Annotated in this window: 14 protein-coding genes and 1 riboswitch; of the genes, 9 read left to right on the top strand and 5 right to left on the bottom strand. The window is 72.0% G+C overall.

Going from position 1 to position 15,709, the window contains the following annotated elements:
- The first annotated feature begins 18 nt into the window (after window positions 1-18).
- Window positions 19-128: riboswitch (TPP riboswitch) on the top strand.
- A 22-nt stretch (window positions 129-150) separates the two neighbouring features.
- From KOI47_RS28000 to KOI47_RS27990, 3 genes are read left to right on the top strand one after another with little or no spacing between them, the layout of a single operon-like run.
- Entirely contained in the window at window positions 151-1,203 is a 1,053-nt protein-coding gene (locus KOI47_RS28000) for a thiamine ABC transporter substrate-binding protein (RefSeq protein ID WP_216209470.1), read from the top strand.
- A 38-nt stretch (window positions 1,204-1,241) separates the two neighbouring features.
- Window positions 1,242-2,813 (top strand): ABC transporter permease, encoded by a 1,572-nt coding sequence (locus tag KOI47_RS27995; protein WP_216217603.1) that lies wholly within the window; start codon window positions 1,242-1,244, stop codon window positions 2,811-2,813.
- On the top strand, window positions 2,814-3,833 hold the full coding sequence (locus tag KOI47_RS27990) for an ABC transporter ATP-binding protein (RefSeq protein WP_216209468.1): 1,020 nt from the start codon (window positions 2,814-2,816) through the stop codon (window positions 3,831-3,833). It abuts the gene before it with no gap.
- Here KOI47_RS27990 and KOI47_RS27985 read toward each other — a convergent pair.
- Genes KOI47_RS27985 through KOI47_RS27975 form a run of 3 tightly spaced genes read right to left on the bottom strand, consistent with a single transcriptional unit; the run spans window position 3,817 to window position 6,867 of the window.
- Window positions 3,817-4,698, bottom strand: a complete 882-nt coding sequence (locus tag KOI47_RS27985) for an ABC transporter permease subunit (protein WP_216209466.1) — start codon at window positions 4,696-4,698, stop codon at window positions 3,817-3,819. The two genes, KOI47_RS27990 and KOI47_RS27985, sit on opposite strands and share 17 nt — an antisense overlap.
- Window positions 4,695-5,717, bottom strand: a complete 1,023-nt coding sequence (locus tag KOI47_RS27980; RefSeq protein WP_216209464.1) for an ABC transporter ATP-binding protein — start codon at window positions 5,715-5,717, stop codon at window positions 4,695-4,697. Before KOI47_RS27980 ends, KOI47_RS27985 begins: the two co-directional genes overlap by 4 nt.
- A 19-nt stretch (window positions 5,718-5,736) precedes the next feature.
- On the bottom strand, window positions 5,737-6,867 hold the full coding sequence (locus KOI47_RS27975; RefSeq protein ID WP_216209462.1) for a LolA family protein: 1,131 nt from the start codon (window positions 6,865-6,867) through the stop codon (window positions 5,737-5,739).
- A gap of 172 nt (window positions 6,868-7,039) precedes the next feature.
- Here KOI47_RS27975 and KOI47_RS27970 point away from each other — a divergent pair, with 172 nt between their 5' ends.
- The 3 genes from KOI47_RS27970 (at window position 7,040) to KOI47_RS27960 (ending at window position 9,639) form a co-directional block, all read left to right on the top strand.
- Window positions 7,040-7,744, top strand: coding sequence for a response regulator transcription factor (locus KOI47_RS27970; protein WP_408629853.1), 705 nt, complete (start codon window positions 7,040-7,042; stop codon window positions 7,742-7,744).
- Complete coding sequence (locus KOI47_RS27965; protein ID WP_216209461.1) at window positions 7,741-9,081, top strand: sensor histidine kinase; 1,341 nt, start codon at window positions 7,741-7,743, stop codon at window positions 9,079-9,081. The genes KOI47_RS27970 and KOI47_RS27965 overlap by 4 nt, the downstream gene beginning before the upstream one ends.
- A gap of 150 nt (window positions 9,082-9,231) precedes the next feature.
- Window positions 9,232-9,639: a (deoxy)nucleoside triphosphate pyrophosphohydrolase gene (locus KOI47_RS27960; protein WP_216209459.1), complete on the top strand. Its 408-nt coding sequence runs from the start codon at window positions 9,232-9,234 to the stop codon at window positions 9,637-9,639.
- On the opposite strand, the gene trpS is transcribed toward KOI47_RS27960, so the two are convergent.
- Window positions 9,613-10,578 (bottom strand): tryptophan--tRNA ligase, encoded by a 966-nt coding sequence (trpS, locus tag KOI47_RS27955; protein ID WP_216209457.1) that lies wholly within the window; start codon window positions 10,576-10,578, stop codon window positions 9,613-9,615. The two genes, KOI47_RS27960 and trpS, sit on opposite strands and share 27 nt — an antisense overlap.
- A 264-nt stretch (window positions 10,579-10,842) precedes the next feature.
- On the opposite strand from trpS, the gene KOI47_RS27950 reads away from it, so the two are divergent.
- Window positions 10,843-11,142, top strand: coding sequence for a YciI family protein (locus KOI47_RS27950; RefSeq protein WP_216209455.1), 300 nt, complete (start codon window positions 10,843-10,845; stop codon window positions 11,140-11,142).
- 59 nt (window positions 11,143-11,201) lie between these two features.
- On the opposite strand, the gene KOI47_RS27945 is transcribed toward KOI47_RS27950, so the two are convergent.
- Window positions 11,202-11,366: a hypothetical protein gene (locus KOI47_RS27945; protein WP_216217770.1), complete on the bottom strand. Its 165-nt coding sequence runs from the start codon at window positions 11,364-11,366 to the stop codon at window positions 11,202-11,204.
- 175 nt (window positions 11,367-11,541) lie between these two features.
- Between KOI47_RS27945 and typA the strand changes: the two genes are divergently transcribed.
- Together typA and KOI47_RS27935 are read left to right on the top strand one after the other, a co-directional pair.
- Complete coding sequence (gene typA, locus KOI47_RS27940; protein WP_216209453.1) at window positions 11,542-13,488, top strand: translational GTPase TypA; 1,947 nt, start codon at window positions 11,542-11,544, stop codon at window positions 13,486-13,488.
- Between the two features lie 100 nt (window positions 13,489-13,588).
- Window positions 13,589-15,331 (top strand): ABC transporter family substrate-binding protein, encoded by a 1,743-nt coding sequence (locus KOI47_RS27935; protein ID WP_232376303.1) that lies wholly within the window; start codon window positions 13,589-13,591, stop codon window positions 15,329-15,331.
- The last annotated feature ends 378 nt before the right edge of the window (window positions 15,332-15,709 follow it).

The following is a 15,709-nucleotide window of genomic DNA, read 5'->3' as shown; positions in this document are numbered from 1 at the left end:
ACGTGGACGGGTACGCTGCACCTCTGCCACGGGAGTCCGGCCCGGCCGGACTGAGAGGTGGGGCGAACCCACGACCGTTCGCACCTGATCCGGATCATGCCGGCGCAGGGAGGCCGCCTCCCCCGTCCCGGCGGCAGACAGGGAGGGCGCATGACACGCAGGGCCCGCACGGTCGCGGCACTGTGCCTGGCCGGCGCCCTGTCCGCGGGTTGCACGCTCGCGGGTGGGGGAGGCCAGCAGGAGCAGGGGCCGGTCACCGTGACGCTGGCGACCCACGACTCGTGGAACGCGCCGCAGGAGGTGCTGACCGAGTTCGAGCAACGTTCCGGCATCCGGATCAAGATCCTCAAGGAGGGCGACGCGGGCGAGCTGACCAACAAGCTGGTGCTGGCCAAGGACGACCCGATCGCGGACGTCGCCTACGGGGTCGACTCCACGTTCGCCTCCCGCGCCCTCGCCGCCGGGGTGTTCGAGCCCTACACGAGCCCCGAGGCCGACCGCGGTCCGCAGCGCTACGCCATCGACCGGCAGCACCGGCTGTCCGCCGTGGACGTGGGCGATGTGTGCGTGAACATCGACCGGCAGTGGTTCGCCGAGCGTGACCTTCCCGAGCCGGAGACCTACGCCGACCTCGCCGATCCCGAGTACCGCGGCCTGCTGGTGGTGCAGAACCCGGCGACATCCTCGCCAGGGCTGGCCTTCCTGCTCGGCACGATCGCGCGGTACGGCGAGGAGGGCTGGCAGGACTACTGGTCGCGGTTGCGGGACAACGGTGTGCTGACGGTGAGTGGCTGGGAGGAGGCCTACACCCAGGAGTTCTCCGGGTCCTCCGGCGAGGGGCCGCGCCCGATCGTGGTCTCCTACGCCTCCTCACCCGCAAACGAGATCGGCGAGGACGGCAGGCCGCGCACCAAGGCGTTGCTGGAGACCTGCTACCGCCAGGTCGAGTACGCGGGCGTGCTGGCAGGCGGCGACCAGGTCGACAGTGCGGGCAAGGTGGTCGACTTCCTGCTCTCCCAGGAGTTCCAGGCCACGGTCGCGGAGCATATGTATGTCTACCCCGCGCGCGAGGGAGTACCGCTACCTGCGGGCTGGGCCGAGGCTGCACCGCTGCCGGAGGACCCCGCCTCGCTGCCGAGTGAGCGGGTCGAGGCCGAGCGGGAGCACTGGGTCGAACAGTGGCGCGCCCTGCTGAACCAGTAGCCCCCGCGGCGCGGGCGGTGTCGCCTGCCCTGCTCGCGCTGCTACCGCTCGGCTTCCTCGCCGTCTTCTTCGCCTGGCCGGTGCTGGCGATCGTCGGCCGCGGGTTCGCCGACGGCGGCGTGGCCGAGGCGCTCGGCGAGTCCGGGACCTGGCGGCTGGCCGGGTTCACCATCGCGCAGGCAGCCGCCTCCACGGTGGTCGCCGTACTGGCCGGGATGCCGGTGGCCTTCCTGCTGGCCAGGGTGCGGCTGCCGGGAACTGCGCTGGTGCGCACCCTGGTGCTGGTGCCGTTCGTGCTGCCAACCGTGGTGGTCGGGCTCGCCTTCCGCGCGCTGCTGCCGGACGGCGGGGTGGTCTCGATCGTGCTGGCCAACGCCTTCTTCAACGTCGCCGTGGTCGCCCGCACGGTCGGCGGGCTGTGGGCGCATCTGGACCGGCGGCTGGAGGACTCGGCCCGATCCCTTGGCGCATCCCGGTGGCTGGCGTTCCGCAGCACCACCCTGCCCGCGCTCGCCCCTGCGGTGACCGCCGCGGCCGCCGTGGTGTTCCTGTTCTGCGCCACCAGCTTCGGGGTCGTGCTGATGCTCGGCGGCGCGCGGTACCGCACCCTGGAGACCGAGATCTACCTGCGTACCGTGCAGTACCTCGATCTGCCGGGTGCCGCCGCGCTGTCCCTGGTCCAGCTCGCTGCGGTGGTCGCGGCACTGGCGGTCGGCGCCGTGGCGCGGCGCAGGCGGGAGGGCGCCACCCGGCTGCGCGCTGCGGTGGAGACCGCGCGGCGGCCGGAGCGGGGCGAGTGGTGGGTGGTCGGCGTGGCGCTGGCCGTGCTGGCGCTGCTGCTGGTGCCGATCGTGGGGCTGCTGCTGCGTTCGGTGTCCACCGGATCCGGCTTCAGCCTCGCCGGGTACCGCGCGCTCACCGGCCGCGGGGAGGACGACGTGCTGGCGGTCAGCGGCTGGGAGTCCGCGCTGAACTCGCTGCGCACCGCAACCGACGCGACCGTGCTCGCGATGCTCGTCGGGGTGCTGGCCGCCGTGGTGCTGGTGGCGTTGCGGCGTACCCCTGGGCGCCTGGCCAGGGGTATGGGCGAGGTGATGGACGCCGCGCTGATGCTGCCGCTCGGGGTGTCCGCGGTGACCGTCGGGTTCGGGTACCTGATCACCCTGAACCTGCTGCCAGGTGACCTGCGCACCTCACCGCTGCTGGTGCCGTTCGCGCAGGCACTGGTGATCATCCCGCTGATCGTCCGGATGGTGCTGCCGGTGCTGCGTTCGGTGGACGAGCGGCAGCGGCAGGCCGCAGCCACGCTCGGCGCGGGCAGGCTGCGGGTGTGGCGGGAGATCGACCTGCCGCTCACCGCCCGTTCCCTGGTGGCCGCGGCCGGGTTCGGCTACGTGGTCGCACTCGGCGAGTTCGGCGCGACCAGCTTCCTCGCCCGGCCGGACGCGCCGACCCTGCCGGTGACCATAGCCGCGCTGATCGGCAGGCCGGGCGAGCTGAACAACCAGATGGCCTATGCGGCCTGCGCCTTGCTGATGCTGGTGACCGTGCTGGTGGTGACCGTGATCGACCGGCTGCGTTCCGGCCAGAGTTCGGTGGGAGAGTTCTAGATGCTGTCGGTGGAGTCGTTGAGCGTGCGCTACTCGGGAGTACCCGCGGTGCACGAGGTGTCGCTGGAGATCGCCGACGGTGACGTGCTCGCCCTGCTCGGCCCTTCCGGTTCGGGCAAGTCGACGTTGCTGCGGGCGATCGCGGGCCTGGAACCGGCCGCCACCGGCACGGTCCGCTGGGACGGCGACGACCTGGCCAGGGTTCCGGTGCACCGCCGCGGTTTCGGGCTGGTGTTTCAGGACGCGCAGTTGTTCGCCCATCGGGATGTGGCCGGCAACATCGAGTTCGGCCTGCGGATGCACGGGCTGCCCGCGGCCGAGCGGGCGGAACGGGTGGCGAGCCTGCTGGACCTGGTCGGGCTCGCCGGTTACCAGCATCGCAGGGTGACCCAGCTTTCCGGGGGTGAGGCCCAGCGGGTCGCGCTGGCCAGGGCGCTGGCGCCCCGGCCGAGGCTGCTGTTGCTGGACGAACCACTGTCCGGTTTGGACGCCGGGCTGCGCGAGCAGCTCGCCATCGACCTCGCCGACCTGCTGCGCACGGCCAAGGTCAGCACGCTGCTGGTGACCCACGATCAGGAGGAGGCGTTCACCCTGGCCGACCGGGTGGCGGTGCTGGACGAGGGGCGGATCCGCCAGGCGGGGGCGGTGCGCGAGGTGTGGGCCCGTCCCGCGGACGAGTCGGTGGCGCGTTTCCTCGGCGTCACCACGCTGCTGGACGCGCGGATGCGGGCCGGGGTGGCGCATTCGGCGCTCGGCGAGGTCCGGTTCGCCGGGGTCCCGGACGGCCCGGTGCGGTTGGGGTTGCGGCCGAATGCGTTGCGGGCGGCGGAAACCGGGGTCGCGGGCGAGGTACTCAGCTGGGTGCACCGGCGCGACCACCTGCGGCTGTCCGTCCGGGTGGAGGGCAGGCTGACCCCGGTGGACGCGGTGGCCCCGGTCGCCGCCGACCTGCGTGCGGGCGACCGGGTGCGGCTCGCCCTCGACCCCGATGGGATCGCCGTGCTCAGCCGTCCTTGGTGATGATCCGCGCGTAGGCAAGGGACAGCGCGATCACCAGGTAGGCCCCGGCGCGCAGCAGGCCCTCGCCAAGGTCCGCGGTGGGCATCGGATCGCGCAGCACGTCGGCGATCGACATGAACGACTCGGTGAGCAGGAACGGGTGCAGCCAGGCGAGCGCGTCCAGCATGCGCAGCACGGAGAACACCACCACGCCACCCAGCACCGAGGCCACCACCAGCATCGGGTGCTCGGTGCAGGCGGAGATCGTCAGCGCCACCGCGCCCACCGCCCACCCCTGCACCGCGGCCCAGCCCACCGCCACCGCGATCCTGCCGAGCGCGTCCGGGAAGGACAGCGTGGTGCCGGACAGGGTGAACAGCGAGTCGGTTCCGTTCAGGATCAGCCCGGTGATGATCGCGATCAGGGTGAGCACCGTGATCGCGGCGAGCACGACCGCCGCCACGCCGACGACCTTCACGCCGAGCAGCCTGCCCCGGCTGACCGGGGCCAGCAGCCAGCCGCGCAGGGTGCCGTGTGAGGACTCACCAGCCAGCGCGTCCGCGCCCGCCATCGCGGCGGTGAGCGGCAGCAGCAGGCCCAGGGTGAGCGCCAGCATGGCGACCGGCAGGATCAGCGCGTTCCCCGCGGCCGCGGACAGCAGCGAGCCGGTCGGTCCCTCCGGTCCGTCGCCGCCGCCGGGTGAGTCGACCAGCACCAACCCGATCCCGACCGCCACCGGCAGGATCGCGAACAGGCCGAGCACGATCAGGGTGCGTGGCCTGCGGAAGATCCAGCGCAACTCGGCCTGCACCAGGCGGGGCAGCGGTACCCGCGGCTGGCGGGCCGGTGCGCTCGGTGGCCGGACCTCGGCCGTGGCCTGCGTCATCTCACGGCCTCCATGTCCATTTCGGACGACTCAGTGGAGTCATCCGATGTGGCTGAATCGGATTCGTTCTGGGTCAGCCTGGCGAAAAGGTCCTCCAGGCCGGTGCGTGCCCTGCGCGCCTCGTACACCGGGACTCCGGCCCGGACCAGGGTCTCCAGCACCACCGGCGCGGTCGCGGTGGTGAGGTCCACCCGTACCCCCTCCGGGGTGATCCGGCTGAGGATCCGGTTTTCCCGCAATGCCTTTACCGCTTCGGAACCCTCCGGTGTGGACACGATGAGGCCGGGGGACCCGGATTCGAGCAACTCGGCCAGCTCACCCTGCGCCACCACGGTCCCGGCGTGCAGCACGGCGACATGCGTGCAGGTGGCCTCCACCTCGGCCAGCAGGTGCGAGGAGACCAGCACGGTCACCCCGGCCGCGTGCAGCTCGGCGATGATCCGGCGGATCTCCCTTGTGCCTGCCGGGTCGAGCCCGTTGGTCGGCTCGTCCAGCACCACCATCCTGCGCGGCACCAGCAGCGCCGCGGCCAGGCCGAGCCGTTGCTTCATGCCCAGCGAGTACCCCCGGTACTTGCGCGTGGCGGCACCGGTGAGACCGACCCGCTCCAGCGCGCCGCCGACCGCGTCGGCGACCTGCGAGCGCGCCAGTTTCGGCTCGGCCGCGGCGAGCCGGAGCAGGTTGTCCCGCCCGGAAAGGAACGGGTGGAACCCCGGGCCCTCCACCAGCGCGCCGACCTCGGGCAGGGCATGCGCGGCGGCATCCGGCATGGGATGACCGAGCAGCTGCGCCTCGCCCTCGGTGGGGCGGACCAGCCCGAGCAGCATCCGGATCGTGGTGGTCTTGCCGGAGCCGTTCGGGCCGAGCATGCCGAGCACCGAACCCTCCGGCACGTCCAGGTCGACGTTGTCCACCGCGACGGTCGAGCCGTAGGTCTTGCGCAGCCCGCGGGTACGCGCGGCGGGCGCGGACGCTTCCGGTGTCGCGTCCGCGCCCGCCGAGCCTGCTGGGATGCTCATCCCTCGGCTCCCCTGCGGATCACTCCTGCTCCAGCGCCTGGATCAGGACCTGCTCGGGGACGAAGCCCGCGGCGAAGCGGCCGTCCTCGGTCACCAGCGCGGTGCCGACCTTGGTGCTGATCACGTAGCCGGTGCCGAACGAGCCGTTCACCTGCTTGCCGAGCTGCTGCAGCAGCCCGCGCACATCGGCGGGGCGGCCCTCGCGCCGGTCGTCGTCGCGACCCTCCTCGGCGCCGAACTGCTGGTTCAGCATCTCGCCGGGGACACTGCCGACCAGCGTGGTGTCCCAGCCGTCCCCGACGGCCCGGATGTCGGCTGCGTCCTTGGCGTCCTTGGCGTCCTTGGTGCCCTCGGCGTGCTCCCTGCCCTTCTCGTGGTGCTCGGTCGCGTTCTCCTCGGTCACCGTGGCACCGGCGGGCGGGGTGAACTGGAACAGCTCGGCAGGCTGCTCGCCGAAGCTGATGTCGCTGAAGCCGACCTGCAGCGCGGGCTCGGTGGTGCCGTGCGTGTGCACCGCGAGCCGCAGCGGCATCCGGGTGCCCGCGTCCACCGCTACCCGGACCTCACGCAGCAGCGTGCGTTCGCTCGGCTTCGGGGTGAGCACCAGCTCGTAGGCTGGGCGGTCGGCCACGGTCGCCGTGCCGTCCACCGCCACGGTGCTGGTCTCCCGGACCCGGTCCAGCACGGTGGCCGCCAGTTCGGCCGGGTTGCCGTTCAGCTCGCTCTCCCGCGGGAGCTGGTCCCGCTTGCGCTCGGCCTCGGCGGGCAGTGTCAGCTTGGTTGCGGTGTTCTCCGCCGAGTCGTAGGTCCACACCGTGTTGCCGTTGTGCACGATCGTCCGCTCGGCGCTGCCGTCGCGCAGCCCGAGCCGGCTGGCGTCCTGGCCGTTGCTGTGCACCTCGGCCGCGTCCAGCTCGAGCGGACCCATGCCGGGCAGGGTCGGCAGGCCGAGCTGGTTGTCCACCTGCACCGTGCCACCGAACGCGGGGTGCTCGGCGGTGACCGCGGACTCCACCAGCTCCTCGGCGCTGACCTCGGGCAGCTGTGGCTCGCTGCCCGCGCCCGCTGGCATGGCGATCAGGCCGAGGCCGGCCACGCCGAGCGCGGTACCGGCTGCTGCGACGGTGATGGCTCTCTTCTTCGGATTCACGACTTGTCCTCTCCCTGGTCGGTCAGCGCCCTGTTCCTCTGACCACAGTGTGGCGATGTCCCGACGTCCAGACTTCCCTCCGAGGTCTGAGATGGCCCTGAGAGTCCCCTGGTGGCTGAGAGGACGCTGAGAGCGCGGGCACGAGCCCGGCGAAAGCGGCATCCTGAGAATCGTGCAACAACCGCGAGTACTGGTGGTGGATGACGAGGCCGGCGTCCGCAAGGCCCTGCAGCGCGGCCTGCGGGCCGAGGGCATGGACGTGGTCACCGCCGCGGACGGGCCGTCGGCGCTGCGGCTGGGCCGGACCGGCTCCTTCGACGTGCTGCTGCTGGACATCATGCTGCCCGGGCTGTCCGGCTACCGGGTGCTGCAACAGCTGCGTGCCGAGGGCGTGCGGACCCCCGTGCTGCTGGTGTCCGCAAAGGACGGCGAGGTGGACCAGGCCGACGGGCTGGACCTCGGCGCCGACGGCTATCTGGTCAAACCGTTCTCCTTCGTGGTGCTCGTGGCGCAGGTGCGGGCCGTGCTCCGGCGGGCGGCGAGCGAGGGCGGGAAGGGGCCGCTGCGGGTCGGTGCGCTGGTGGTGGACCGGGCGGCCCGCGAGGTCCGCTGGCAGGAGGAGCCGGTCGCGCTGAGCCCGCGGGAGTTCGCCCTGCTGGAGGTGCTGGTCGGCCGCGCGGGCGCGGTGGTCACCAAGGACGAGCTGCTGCGTGCGGTGTGGGGGGACGAGCAGGCCGCGACCAGGAACGTGGTGGAGGTCTACGTCGGTTACGTGCGCCGCAAGCTGGACGCCGTCGGCGCGGGTGAGATCGTGCGCACCGTGCGCGGGCACGGGTATCTCGCCGCCGACCCGTTGGCGCCGGTCGGCCCGGAGTGATCCGCTCGCCCCGGCACTGGTGGCTGCGCCGGAGCCTGCGGTTCCGGATCACCTTGCTCGCCGTCACCATCACGCTGGCCTTCCTGATCGGGCTCGCGGCGCTGGCCGGGAAGCTGCTCGGACCGCTGCTGGTGCAGTCGGTGGACGAGGAGCTGCGGGAGGCGCTGGTGCCCGCGAGCCAGGAGGTCAGCCAGGGCTATCACCCGCCGGAGCGGTCGATGCGGGTGCCGGTGCGGGTGCTGGACACCGCGGGGACGCCGGTGGACGGGGGCGGGCCGACCGGCCTGGACGCCGGGGAGATCGGCGACCTGAAGGCCGGGCTGGCGGTGCGCGACAAGGAGCAGGATGGGCCGCACTGGCGCTGGCTTGGCGAGGTGGTCACCGCCCCGGACGGCTACCAGCGGCTGGTCGTGGCCGGGGCGCCGATGGTCGGCTTCCGCTCGGCGGTAGTGGACGGCTCGCGCTGGCTGCTGATGGTCGCGCTGGTGGCCGCGATCGTCGCGGCCGCGGCCACCTGGGCCGGGGTCGGCTCCGCCCTGCGTCCGGTGGAGCGGATGCGCCGCTCGGTCCGTGGGCTGCCGCCGGGCGGGCGGTTACCGCTGCCGGAGGCGCAGGACGAGCTGCGCTCGCTGGCCGCGGAGTTCAACACGCTGCTGGCCAGGCAGGAGGAGGTCAGCGAGCGGCTGCGCCGGTTCACCGGGGACGCCGCGCACGAGCTGCGTTCCCCGGTGGCCTCGATCCGGGTACAGGCCGAGGTGGCGGTGGCCAACCCGGACCCCGAGCTGTCCCAGGAGACCCTCGCCGACGTGCTGGACGAGGCCGAACGGCTGTCCACTCTGCTGGACGGCCTGCTGGCGCTGGCCCGCTCGGACGCGGGGGAGCTGCCTGCCGCGGAACCGGTGGACCTGGTCACCGAGGCGCACGCTGCCGTCGGCAGGCTGCCGCCGGAGGCTCCCGCCGCTCGGGTCAGCGCGGCCGTGCCGAGCGCGTGGGCGATGGCCACCCATGCCGAGGTCGAGCTGGTGCTGAACAACCTGCTGCGCAACGCTCGCCGCTACGCCGAGGCGCAGATCGTGGTGTCCGTGCTCGCTTCCCGTTCCCAGGTGCGGGTGGTGGTGGACGACGACGGCCCCGGTATCGCCCCCGAGCACCGCGAGCACGTGTTCGACCGCTTCTACCGGGTCGCCGACGACCGCGCCCGCGAATCCGGCGGCACCGGGCTGGGGCTGGCGATGGTGGCCGAGGCCGCCCGCCGCCGAGGTGGCCGGGTCCTGGTCGGCGAGTCACCCGATGGGGGCGCCCGGTTCCAGGTGATCTGGCCAGCCAACCGTTCTTGACCGTACGTCAACAGCAAACGCGCGGATGTGAGCGGCAAACACGCCGGGCCTCGGCGTGTTTGCCCGCCACGCGCACGCGTTTGCCGTTCACGCGCACGCGTTGGCTGTTTGCGTACGGTCAACAAGCTGGCCGGGTAGGCTGCGGCGCTCGTGGGAACGAAGGTGATCGTGGGGGCGGCGGTGGTGCGCGGGGGAACCCTGCTCGCGCAGCAACGGGCGTACCCGGCGGAGGCCGCCGGGCGCTGGGAGCTGCCCGGTGGGCGGGTGGAGGACGGCGAGTCCGAGATCGAGGCGCTGCGCAGGGAGTGCGCCGAGGAACTCGGCGTCGAGGTGGTGGTCGGCGCGCGGGTCGGCGGGGACGTCGACCTGGGCGAGGGCAGGATCCTGCGGATCTTCGGCGCGCGGCTGGCCGATCCGGATGGCGAGCCGCGCGCCGTGGAACACCGGGCACTGCGCTGGCTCGGCGCCGACGACCTGGCCGGCCTTGACTGGCTGCCGGCCGACCGGATCCTGCTACCCGACCTGCTGGCCCTAGTGGCCGGTGCCCACCAGCCGTAACGCCGAGTGCAGGCGGTGCTCGCCCCGCTGCGTGGCCCTGGCCGCGCCCGCCTTGCGGACCCGTTCCAGCTCGGCGGGATCGTCCAGCAACCCGCCCGCCCGCTCGCGGATCGGCCGCAGGGTCTCCACCACCGCCTCGGCCACACCCTCCTTCAGCGCCCCGTAGGACCCGTAGTCCCCGGCGACCCGCTCCGGGGTGTCCCCGGCGCAGGCGGCCAGGATCTCCAGCAGGTTCGCAGGCCCCGGCCGCCGCGGGTCGTACTCAACCGAGCGCGCGTCGTCGGTCACCGCACGCCGGATCTTGCGCCGGACCAGCTCCGGCTCGTCCAGCACGAACACCACACCCGCGGAGTCGCGGGTGGACTTGGACATCTTGCGCGCCGGATCGGCGAGATCGCGTACCCGGGCGCCCGCGGGCGGCAGTACCGCCCTCGGCACGGTGAACACCTCGCCGTAGGTGGCGTTGAACCGCTTGGCCAGGGTGCGCGCCAGCTCGACATGCTGCCGCTGGTCCGCGCCGACCGGAACCTCGTCCGCGCCCTGCAACAGAATGTCCGCGGCCATCAGCACCGGGTAGGTCAGCAGGCTCAGCCGCACCCCGGCCTGCCCCTTGGCCTTCTCCTTGAACTGGATCATCCTGGCGGCCTCGCCGAAGGTGCAGGTGCACTCCAGTACCCAGCTCAGCGCGCCCAGCTCGCGGGTGAGGTCGGACTGCACGAACACCGACTCCGCCGGGATCCCGGCCGCGATCAGCACCGCCAGCTGCTCGCCGGTCAGCGCGCGCAGCATCGCGGGGTTGTGAGTGCTCGTCATCGCGTGCAGGTCGGACACGAAGTACAGGTCGTCCGCCGTGCCCTGGCTCGCCCACCGCTGGATCGCGCCGAGGTAGTTGCCGAGTTGAACCCGGCCGGACGGGGTGATGCCGGAGAGTCTGGTCATGGTGCCTTCCCTGGTCGCGCCGCTCGCCACCAGGCCTCCGGACCGGAGAGAAGGCCGCCGGGCGGGCGGCCTTCGTGTCATGTCAGCGCACAGCTGCGGGGCCGCAGGGCGGCGGCCACCACTGGATACGACTGCTGTGCATGTCCCGCAGTGTAGCGATAAAATTCGGCGGTTTCACACGTTTCGGGCGTGCCGGGTCAACGATAGGCATCGACGCGCCTGTTAACGGCGTTTATCCGGCGCGGTCGGGTCTACCGTGGAGATATGTATGTCGTACTGGTCAACTACACCGCGCCCATCCAGGAAATCGACTACGCCCTGCCGGACCACGCCGAGTGGCTCGCCAAGCAGTATGAGCAGGGCAACTTCCTCGCCTCCGGCCGCCGCAACCCGCGGACCGGCGGTGTGATCATCGCGCGTCCCATGTTGCGGGGGAAGCTGGACGCCATCCTGGCCACCGATCCGTTCGCCATCCAGCACCTCGCGCACTACGAGGTGATCGAGTTCTCCCCGACGAGGACGGCTCCCGAGCTCAGGGAGGTCAACGAGGCGGTAGCCCACTAGATCGCCGACGCCCGCATCGGGAGACGGGAACTCGGTGCGGGCGCGTCAACCCGAGTACTTCATGCCGCTTTGTCCAGTTGGTTTTTCGCCTTCTTCAGGGCCAGTACCGGACATTTCTTGCAGCGCGGCTTCGACTGGCAGCACTTCTTTTTGACCTTGCCGGCCTTCATCTTCTTGCGGACGATGGCTTTCGCGTCCGCATTGCCGCCATGCTTCTTGCCCACTCGTGCTCCGCGTCGGTCGGTTCGGTGCTGATCCACCAGGTTAGGCGAGCCTAGCCTTGATCGCGGTGTGGGATCGAGCACCCGAGGCCCGGCAGGCCGGGCCGAGGTGTGACCTGGACGACCGTGACCGCCTCCTGCCCCAGGTCCGCACGGGCGCGGCCCGTAACCTGCGGGCATGACTGTTGACGCAAGTCCCGCCCCGCGCCTCCCCGACGGCCCGGGTTCCGCGGCGTCCAGGGCGGAGCGGGCGGACCTGCGCAATATCGCCATCGTGGCCCATGTGGACCACGGCAAGACCACCCTGGTCGACGCCATGTTGCGGCAGTCCGGCGCCTTCGCCGAGCGGGAAGAGCTGGTCGACCGGGTCATGGACTCCGGTGAGCTCGAACGCGAGAAGGGCATCACCATCCTGGCCAAGAACACCGCCATCCGGCGCGGCACCGAACACGGCCCGGTGACCATCAACGTGATCGACACCCCGGGGCACGCCGACTTCGGCGGGGAGGTCGAGCGCGGGCTCGCCATGGTGGACGGTGTGGTGCTGCTGGTGGACGCCAGCGAGGGCCCGCTGCCGCAGACCCGGTTCGTGCTGCGCAAGACCCTGCAGGCGGGGCTGCCGGTGCTGCTGGTGGTGAACAAGGTGGACCGTGCGGACGCCCGGATCGCCGAGGTGGTCGAGGAGACCCACGACCTGCTGCTCGACCTGGCAAGCGAGGTCGAGGACGCCGACCTGGACGCGGTGCTGGACCTGCCGGTGGTCTACGCCTCGGCGCGGTCGGGCAAGGCCAGCCTGGAGCGGCCCGCGGACGGGGCCGAACCGGACAGCGCCAACCTGGACCCGCTGTTCGACACCCTGCTGCGGCATGTGCCCCCGCCCGCGGTGGATCCGCAGGCGCCGCTGCGCGCGCTGGTCACCAACCTGGACGCCTCCAGCTTCCTCGGCCGGATCGCGCTGATCCGGATCCACGCAGGCAGCCTGCGCAAGGGCCAGACCGTCGCCTGGATGCGCGCGGACGGTTCGATGCGCCAGGTCCGGATCTCCGAGCTGCTGGTCACTCAGGCGCTCACCAGGGTGCCCGCGCAGGAGGCCGCCGCGGGGGACCTGGTCGCCATCGCCGGGATCCCGGACATCACCATCGGCGACACCCTCGCCGATCCGGAGCAGCCAGGGGCGCTGCCCCGGATCACCGTGGACGAGCCCGCCATCTCGATGACCTTCGGCGTGAACAACTCCCCGCTGGCCGGTAAGGGCGGCGGGGACAAGCTCACCGCCCGCCTGGTCAAGGCCCGGCTGGACCAGGAGCTGATCGGCAACGTCAGCGTCCGTGTGCTGCCAACCGAACGCCCGGACGTCTGGGAGGTGCAGGGCCGCGGCGAGCTCGCGCTCGCGGTGCTGGTCGAGCAGATGCGCCGGGAGGGCTTCGAGCTCACCGTCGGCAAGCCGCAGGTGGTCACCCGCACCATCGACGGCAAGCTGCACGAGCCGTTCGAGCGGCTGGCGGTGGACGCGCCCGAGGAGCACCTCGGTGCCATCACCCAGCTGCTGGCCGCCCGCAAGGGCCGGATGGAGCAGATGAGCGGGCACGGCACCGGCCGGATCAAGCTCGACTACGTGCTGCCCGCGCGCGGCCTGATCGGGTTCCGCACCGAGTTCCTCACCGAGACCCGCGGCACCGGGATCGCCCACCACGTCTTCGAGGGCTACTTCCCCTGGGCCGGGGAGATCCGTACCCGGCACAACGGGTCGCTGGTCGCCGACCGTTCCGGGCCCGCCACCGCCTACGCGCTGATCCAGCTCGCCGAGCGGGGCAGTTTCTTCGTCGAACCCGGTGCCGAGGTCTACGAGGGCATGGTCGTTGGGGAGAACCCGCGGGCAGAGGACCTCGACGTGAACATCACCAAGGAGAAGAAGCTCACCAACATGCGCTCCTCCGCGGGGGAGGAGCTGGAGCGGCTCGCCCGGCCGCGCAAGCTCGGCCTCGAGGAGGCGCTGGAGTTCTGTGCGCTGGACGAATGCGTCGAAGTCGCGCCGGATGTCGTCCGGGTGCGTAAGGTGACCTTGGACGTCCACCAGCGGGCCAAGGAACGTTCGCGCGCCAAGCAGCGCGACAGCAAGGCCTGACGTCGCTGGGCGGGCCGCCACCGCGGGGGAACCGGCGGGCGCCGGGAAACGTCCCCCTGGTGGCGGTACTTTCGTCGACTGCGAAGTGGGAGGCAACAGCGTGCAGGCGAGAGGTTCGGGGGTCGCGCTCGCCCTGCTGCTGGTCGTGGCGCTGTCCGCGTGCACGAACACCCCGCCCCCGCCCACCTCGCCGACGCCGGTCGCGCAGTCCTCCACCCCGCAGCCGGAGACGCCCTCGCAGATCGTGGTGGGCGTGGACGCCGTGGCCGGCGGGTACAACCCGCACCAGCTGGCCGACGCCTCCACCGTCACCTCGGCCCTGTCCCAGCTGCTGCTGCCCTCGGTGTTCCGGCCGACCGAGGACGGCACCCGTGAGCTGGACGAGAACCTGATGGTCTCCGCCGAGGTCACCGACCAGCAGCCGTTCACCGTCACCTACGACATCCAGCAGAACGCATCCTGGTCGGACGGGGCACCGATCGCCGCCGAGGACTTCGACTACCTGGCCACCGCCATGCGCGAGCAGCCGGGGGTGGTCGCGCCCGCGGGCTACCGGCTGATCACCGACGTCGCCTCGGCCGAGGGCGGCAAGCGGGTCGAGGTCACCTTCAGCAAGCCCTACCCCGGCTGGCGGACCCTGTTCGACGACCTGCTCCCCGCGCATCTGCTCAAGGACGCGCCCGGCGGCTGGCAGGGCGCACTGGCCGACAGCTTCCCGGCCTATGGCGGGCCGTTCGCGATCAAGACGCTGGACCTGGCGCGGGGCGAGATCGTGCTGGAGCGCAACGAGCGGTACTGGGCCAAGCCGGCCGCGGTGGACCAGCTGGTGCTGCGGCGTGGCGACCAGCCGGGAATGGCAGGCGCCCTGCGCAGCGGCACCACCCAGTTCGTCCTCGCCCGCACCGACGCGACCGGGTTGCAGTTGCTCGGCGACCTCGGCCCGGACGTCAAGCTGCACACCATCGCCAGGCCGCAGATCGCCAGCGTGCTGCTGCGGCCGGTCGGCAGCGTGCTGGCCGACGACCAGGTGCGCGCCGGGGTCGCGGCGCTGATCGACCGGGACGCGCTGATCGCCGAGGGGGTGGACGGCGGGCCCTCGGCCACGCTGCGCGCGGACGCCCAGGTGCTGGCCCCCTCCATGCCCGACTACCGGGCCACCATGCCGTCCGCAGGGCCACCGGCGGCCCCGGACCCCGGTCGCGCCGAGCAACTGCTCACCGCGGCCGGGTACAGCAAGGAAGCGGGCACCTGGCGCCGCGAGGGCACGGCCCTGTCGGTGGTGATCGGGGCGCCGGGGGAGCAGGAGCCCTACGCGAGCATCGCCGAGGAACTACGGCGGCAGCTGATCGCGGCCGGGGTGGAGGTGCGCATGGTGACCCCACCGCCACGGGAGCTGTTCTCCGGCCTGCTCGCGATGCCGGTGACCTTCGGCGCGGACGAGGAGCGCGGCACGCCGGACACTACCGGTGCGGTCGGGGTGGACATCGCGGTGGTCCCGCAGGCGGTGAGCAGTGATCCGGCCTCGACCCTGGCCTCCACCTTCGGCTGTGGGGCCGCGGAGGAGGAGGCCGAGCGGAGCGCGCCAACGGTGCCTGCCAACCCGGCCGCCTTCTGTGACCTGAGTCTGCAGCCGACCATCGAGTCGGCGCTGACCGGTGCCCGTCCCGTCGCGGACGCGCTGGCCGATGTGGAACCGGAGCTGTGGCGCCAGCACGTGGTGCTCCCGCTGTTCCAGCTCGCCGACACGCTCGCCGTTGGTACCGGCGTGTCCGGGGTGACCCCCGGGCCGCCGCTGGTCGGCCCGTTCGGCTCCGCGGTGGACTGGACCCGCGGCACGGGCTGAATCGTTGGCTGAATCGGTACTGAGCCGATCCGGGCTCGGTACCGCAAGGGAAGACAGGCTACGTGTCTCTACTCCCTTCGGGCTAATGTACGCAACCTCCGACGGTCACGGCGCAGGGTAACGGCCGCGCCTCCCGGCTGAACGTTCGGTCGGTCAGGTATCCGGCTGATTCCAGCAGGTAACCGTCGTATTCCAGGCCGCTGCGTAGATGTCACCCTTTGGTCACGATCCCTCCGTAGGTCGTGACCCGGAGTGGTGATGCTTTCTAGCGTGCACCGGCAGTGCGCCAATTGAGTGTCGCTTGGCGTGTCATAAGCTCCGGCCCAAAATATCCGGAGCAATGTGGGTCCATGGTCCCAACGTCAGGGCCCAGTGCTA

The organism is Amycolatopsis aidingensis (genome assembly GCF_018885265.1).
Lineage (GTDB): Bacteria > Actinomycetota > Actinomycetes > Mycobacteriales > Pseudonocardiaceae > Amycolatopsis > Amycolatopsis aidingensis.
Note: the sequence above shows the minus strand (reverse complement) of the source record. Positions and strands in the feature narration are given on the sequence as shown.

Excerpts from the sequence above, each read along its gene's own strand:
- KOI47_RS27990 (WP_216209468.1), top strand. The coding sequence starts at position 2,814 with ATGCTGTCGGTGGAGTCGTTGAGCGTGCGCTACTCGGGAGTACCCGCG.
- KOI47_RS27980 (WP_216209464.1), bottom strand. The coding sequence starts at position 5,717 with ATGAGCATCCCAGCAGGCTCGGCGGGCGCGGACGCGACACCGGAAGCG.
- typA (WP_216209453.1), top strand. The coding sequence starts at position 11,542 with ATGACTGTTGACGCAAGTCCCGCCCCGCGCCTCCCCGACGGCCCGGGT.
- KOI47_RS28000 (WP_216209470.1), top strand. The coding sequence starts at position 151 with ATGACACGCAGGGCCCGCACGGTCGCGGCACTGTGCCTGGCCGGCGCC.
- KOI47_RS27985 (WP_216209466.1), bottom strand. The coding sequence starts at position 4,698 with ATGACGCAGGCCACGGCCGAGGTCCGGCCACCGAGCGCACCGGCCCGC.
- trpS (WP_216209457.1), bottom strand. The coding sequence starts at position 10,578 with ATGACCAGACTCTCCGGCATCACCCCGTCCGGCCGGGTTCAACTCGGC.
- KOI47_RS27950 (WP_216209455.1), top strand. The coding sequence starts at position 10,843 with ATGTATGTCGTACTGGTCAACTACACCGCGCCCATCCAGGAAATCGAC.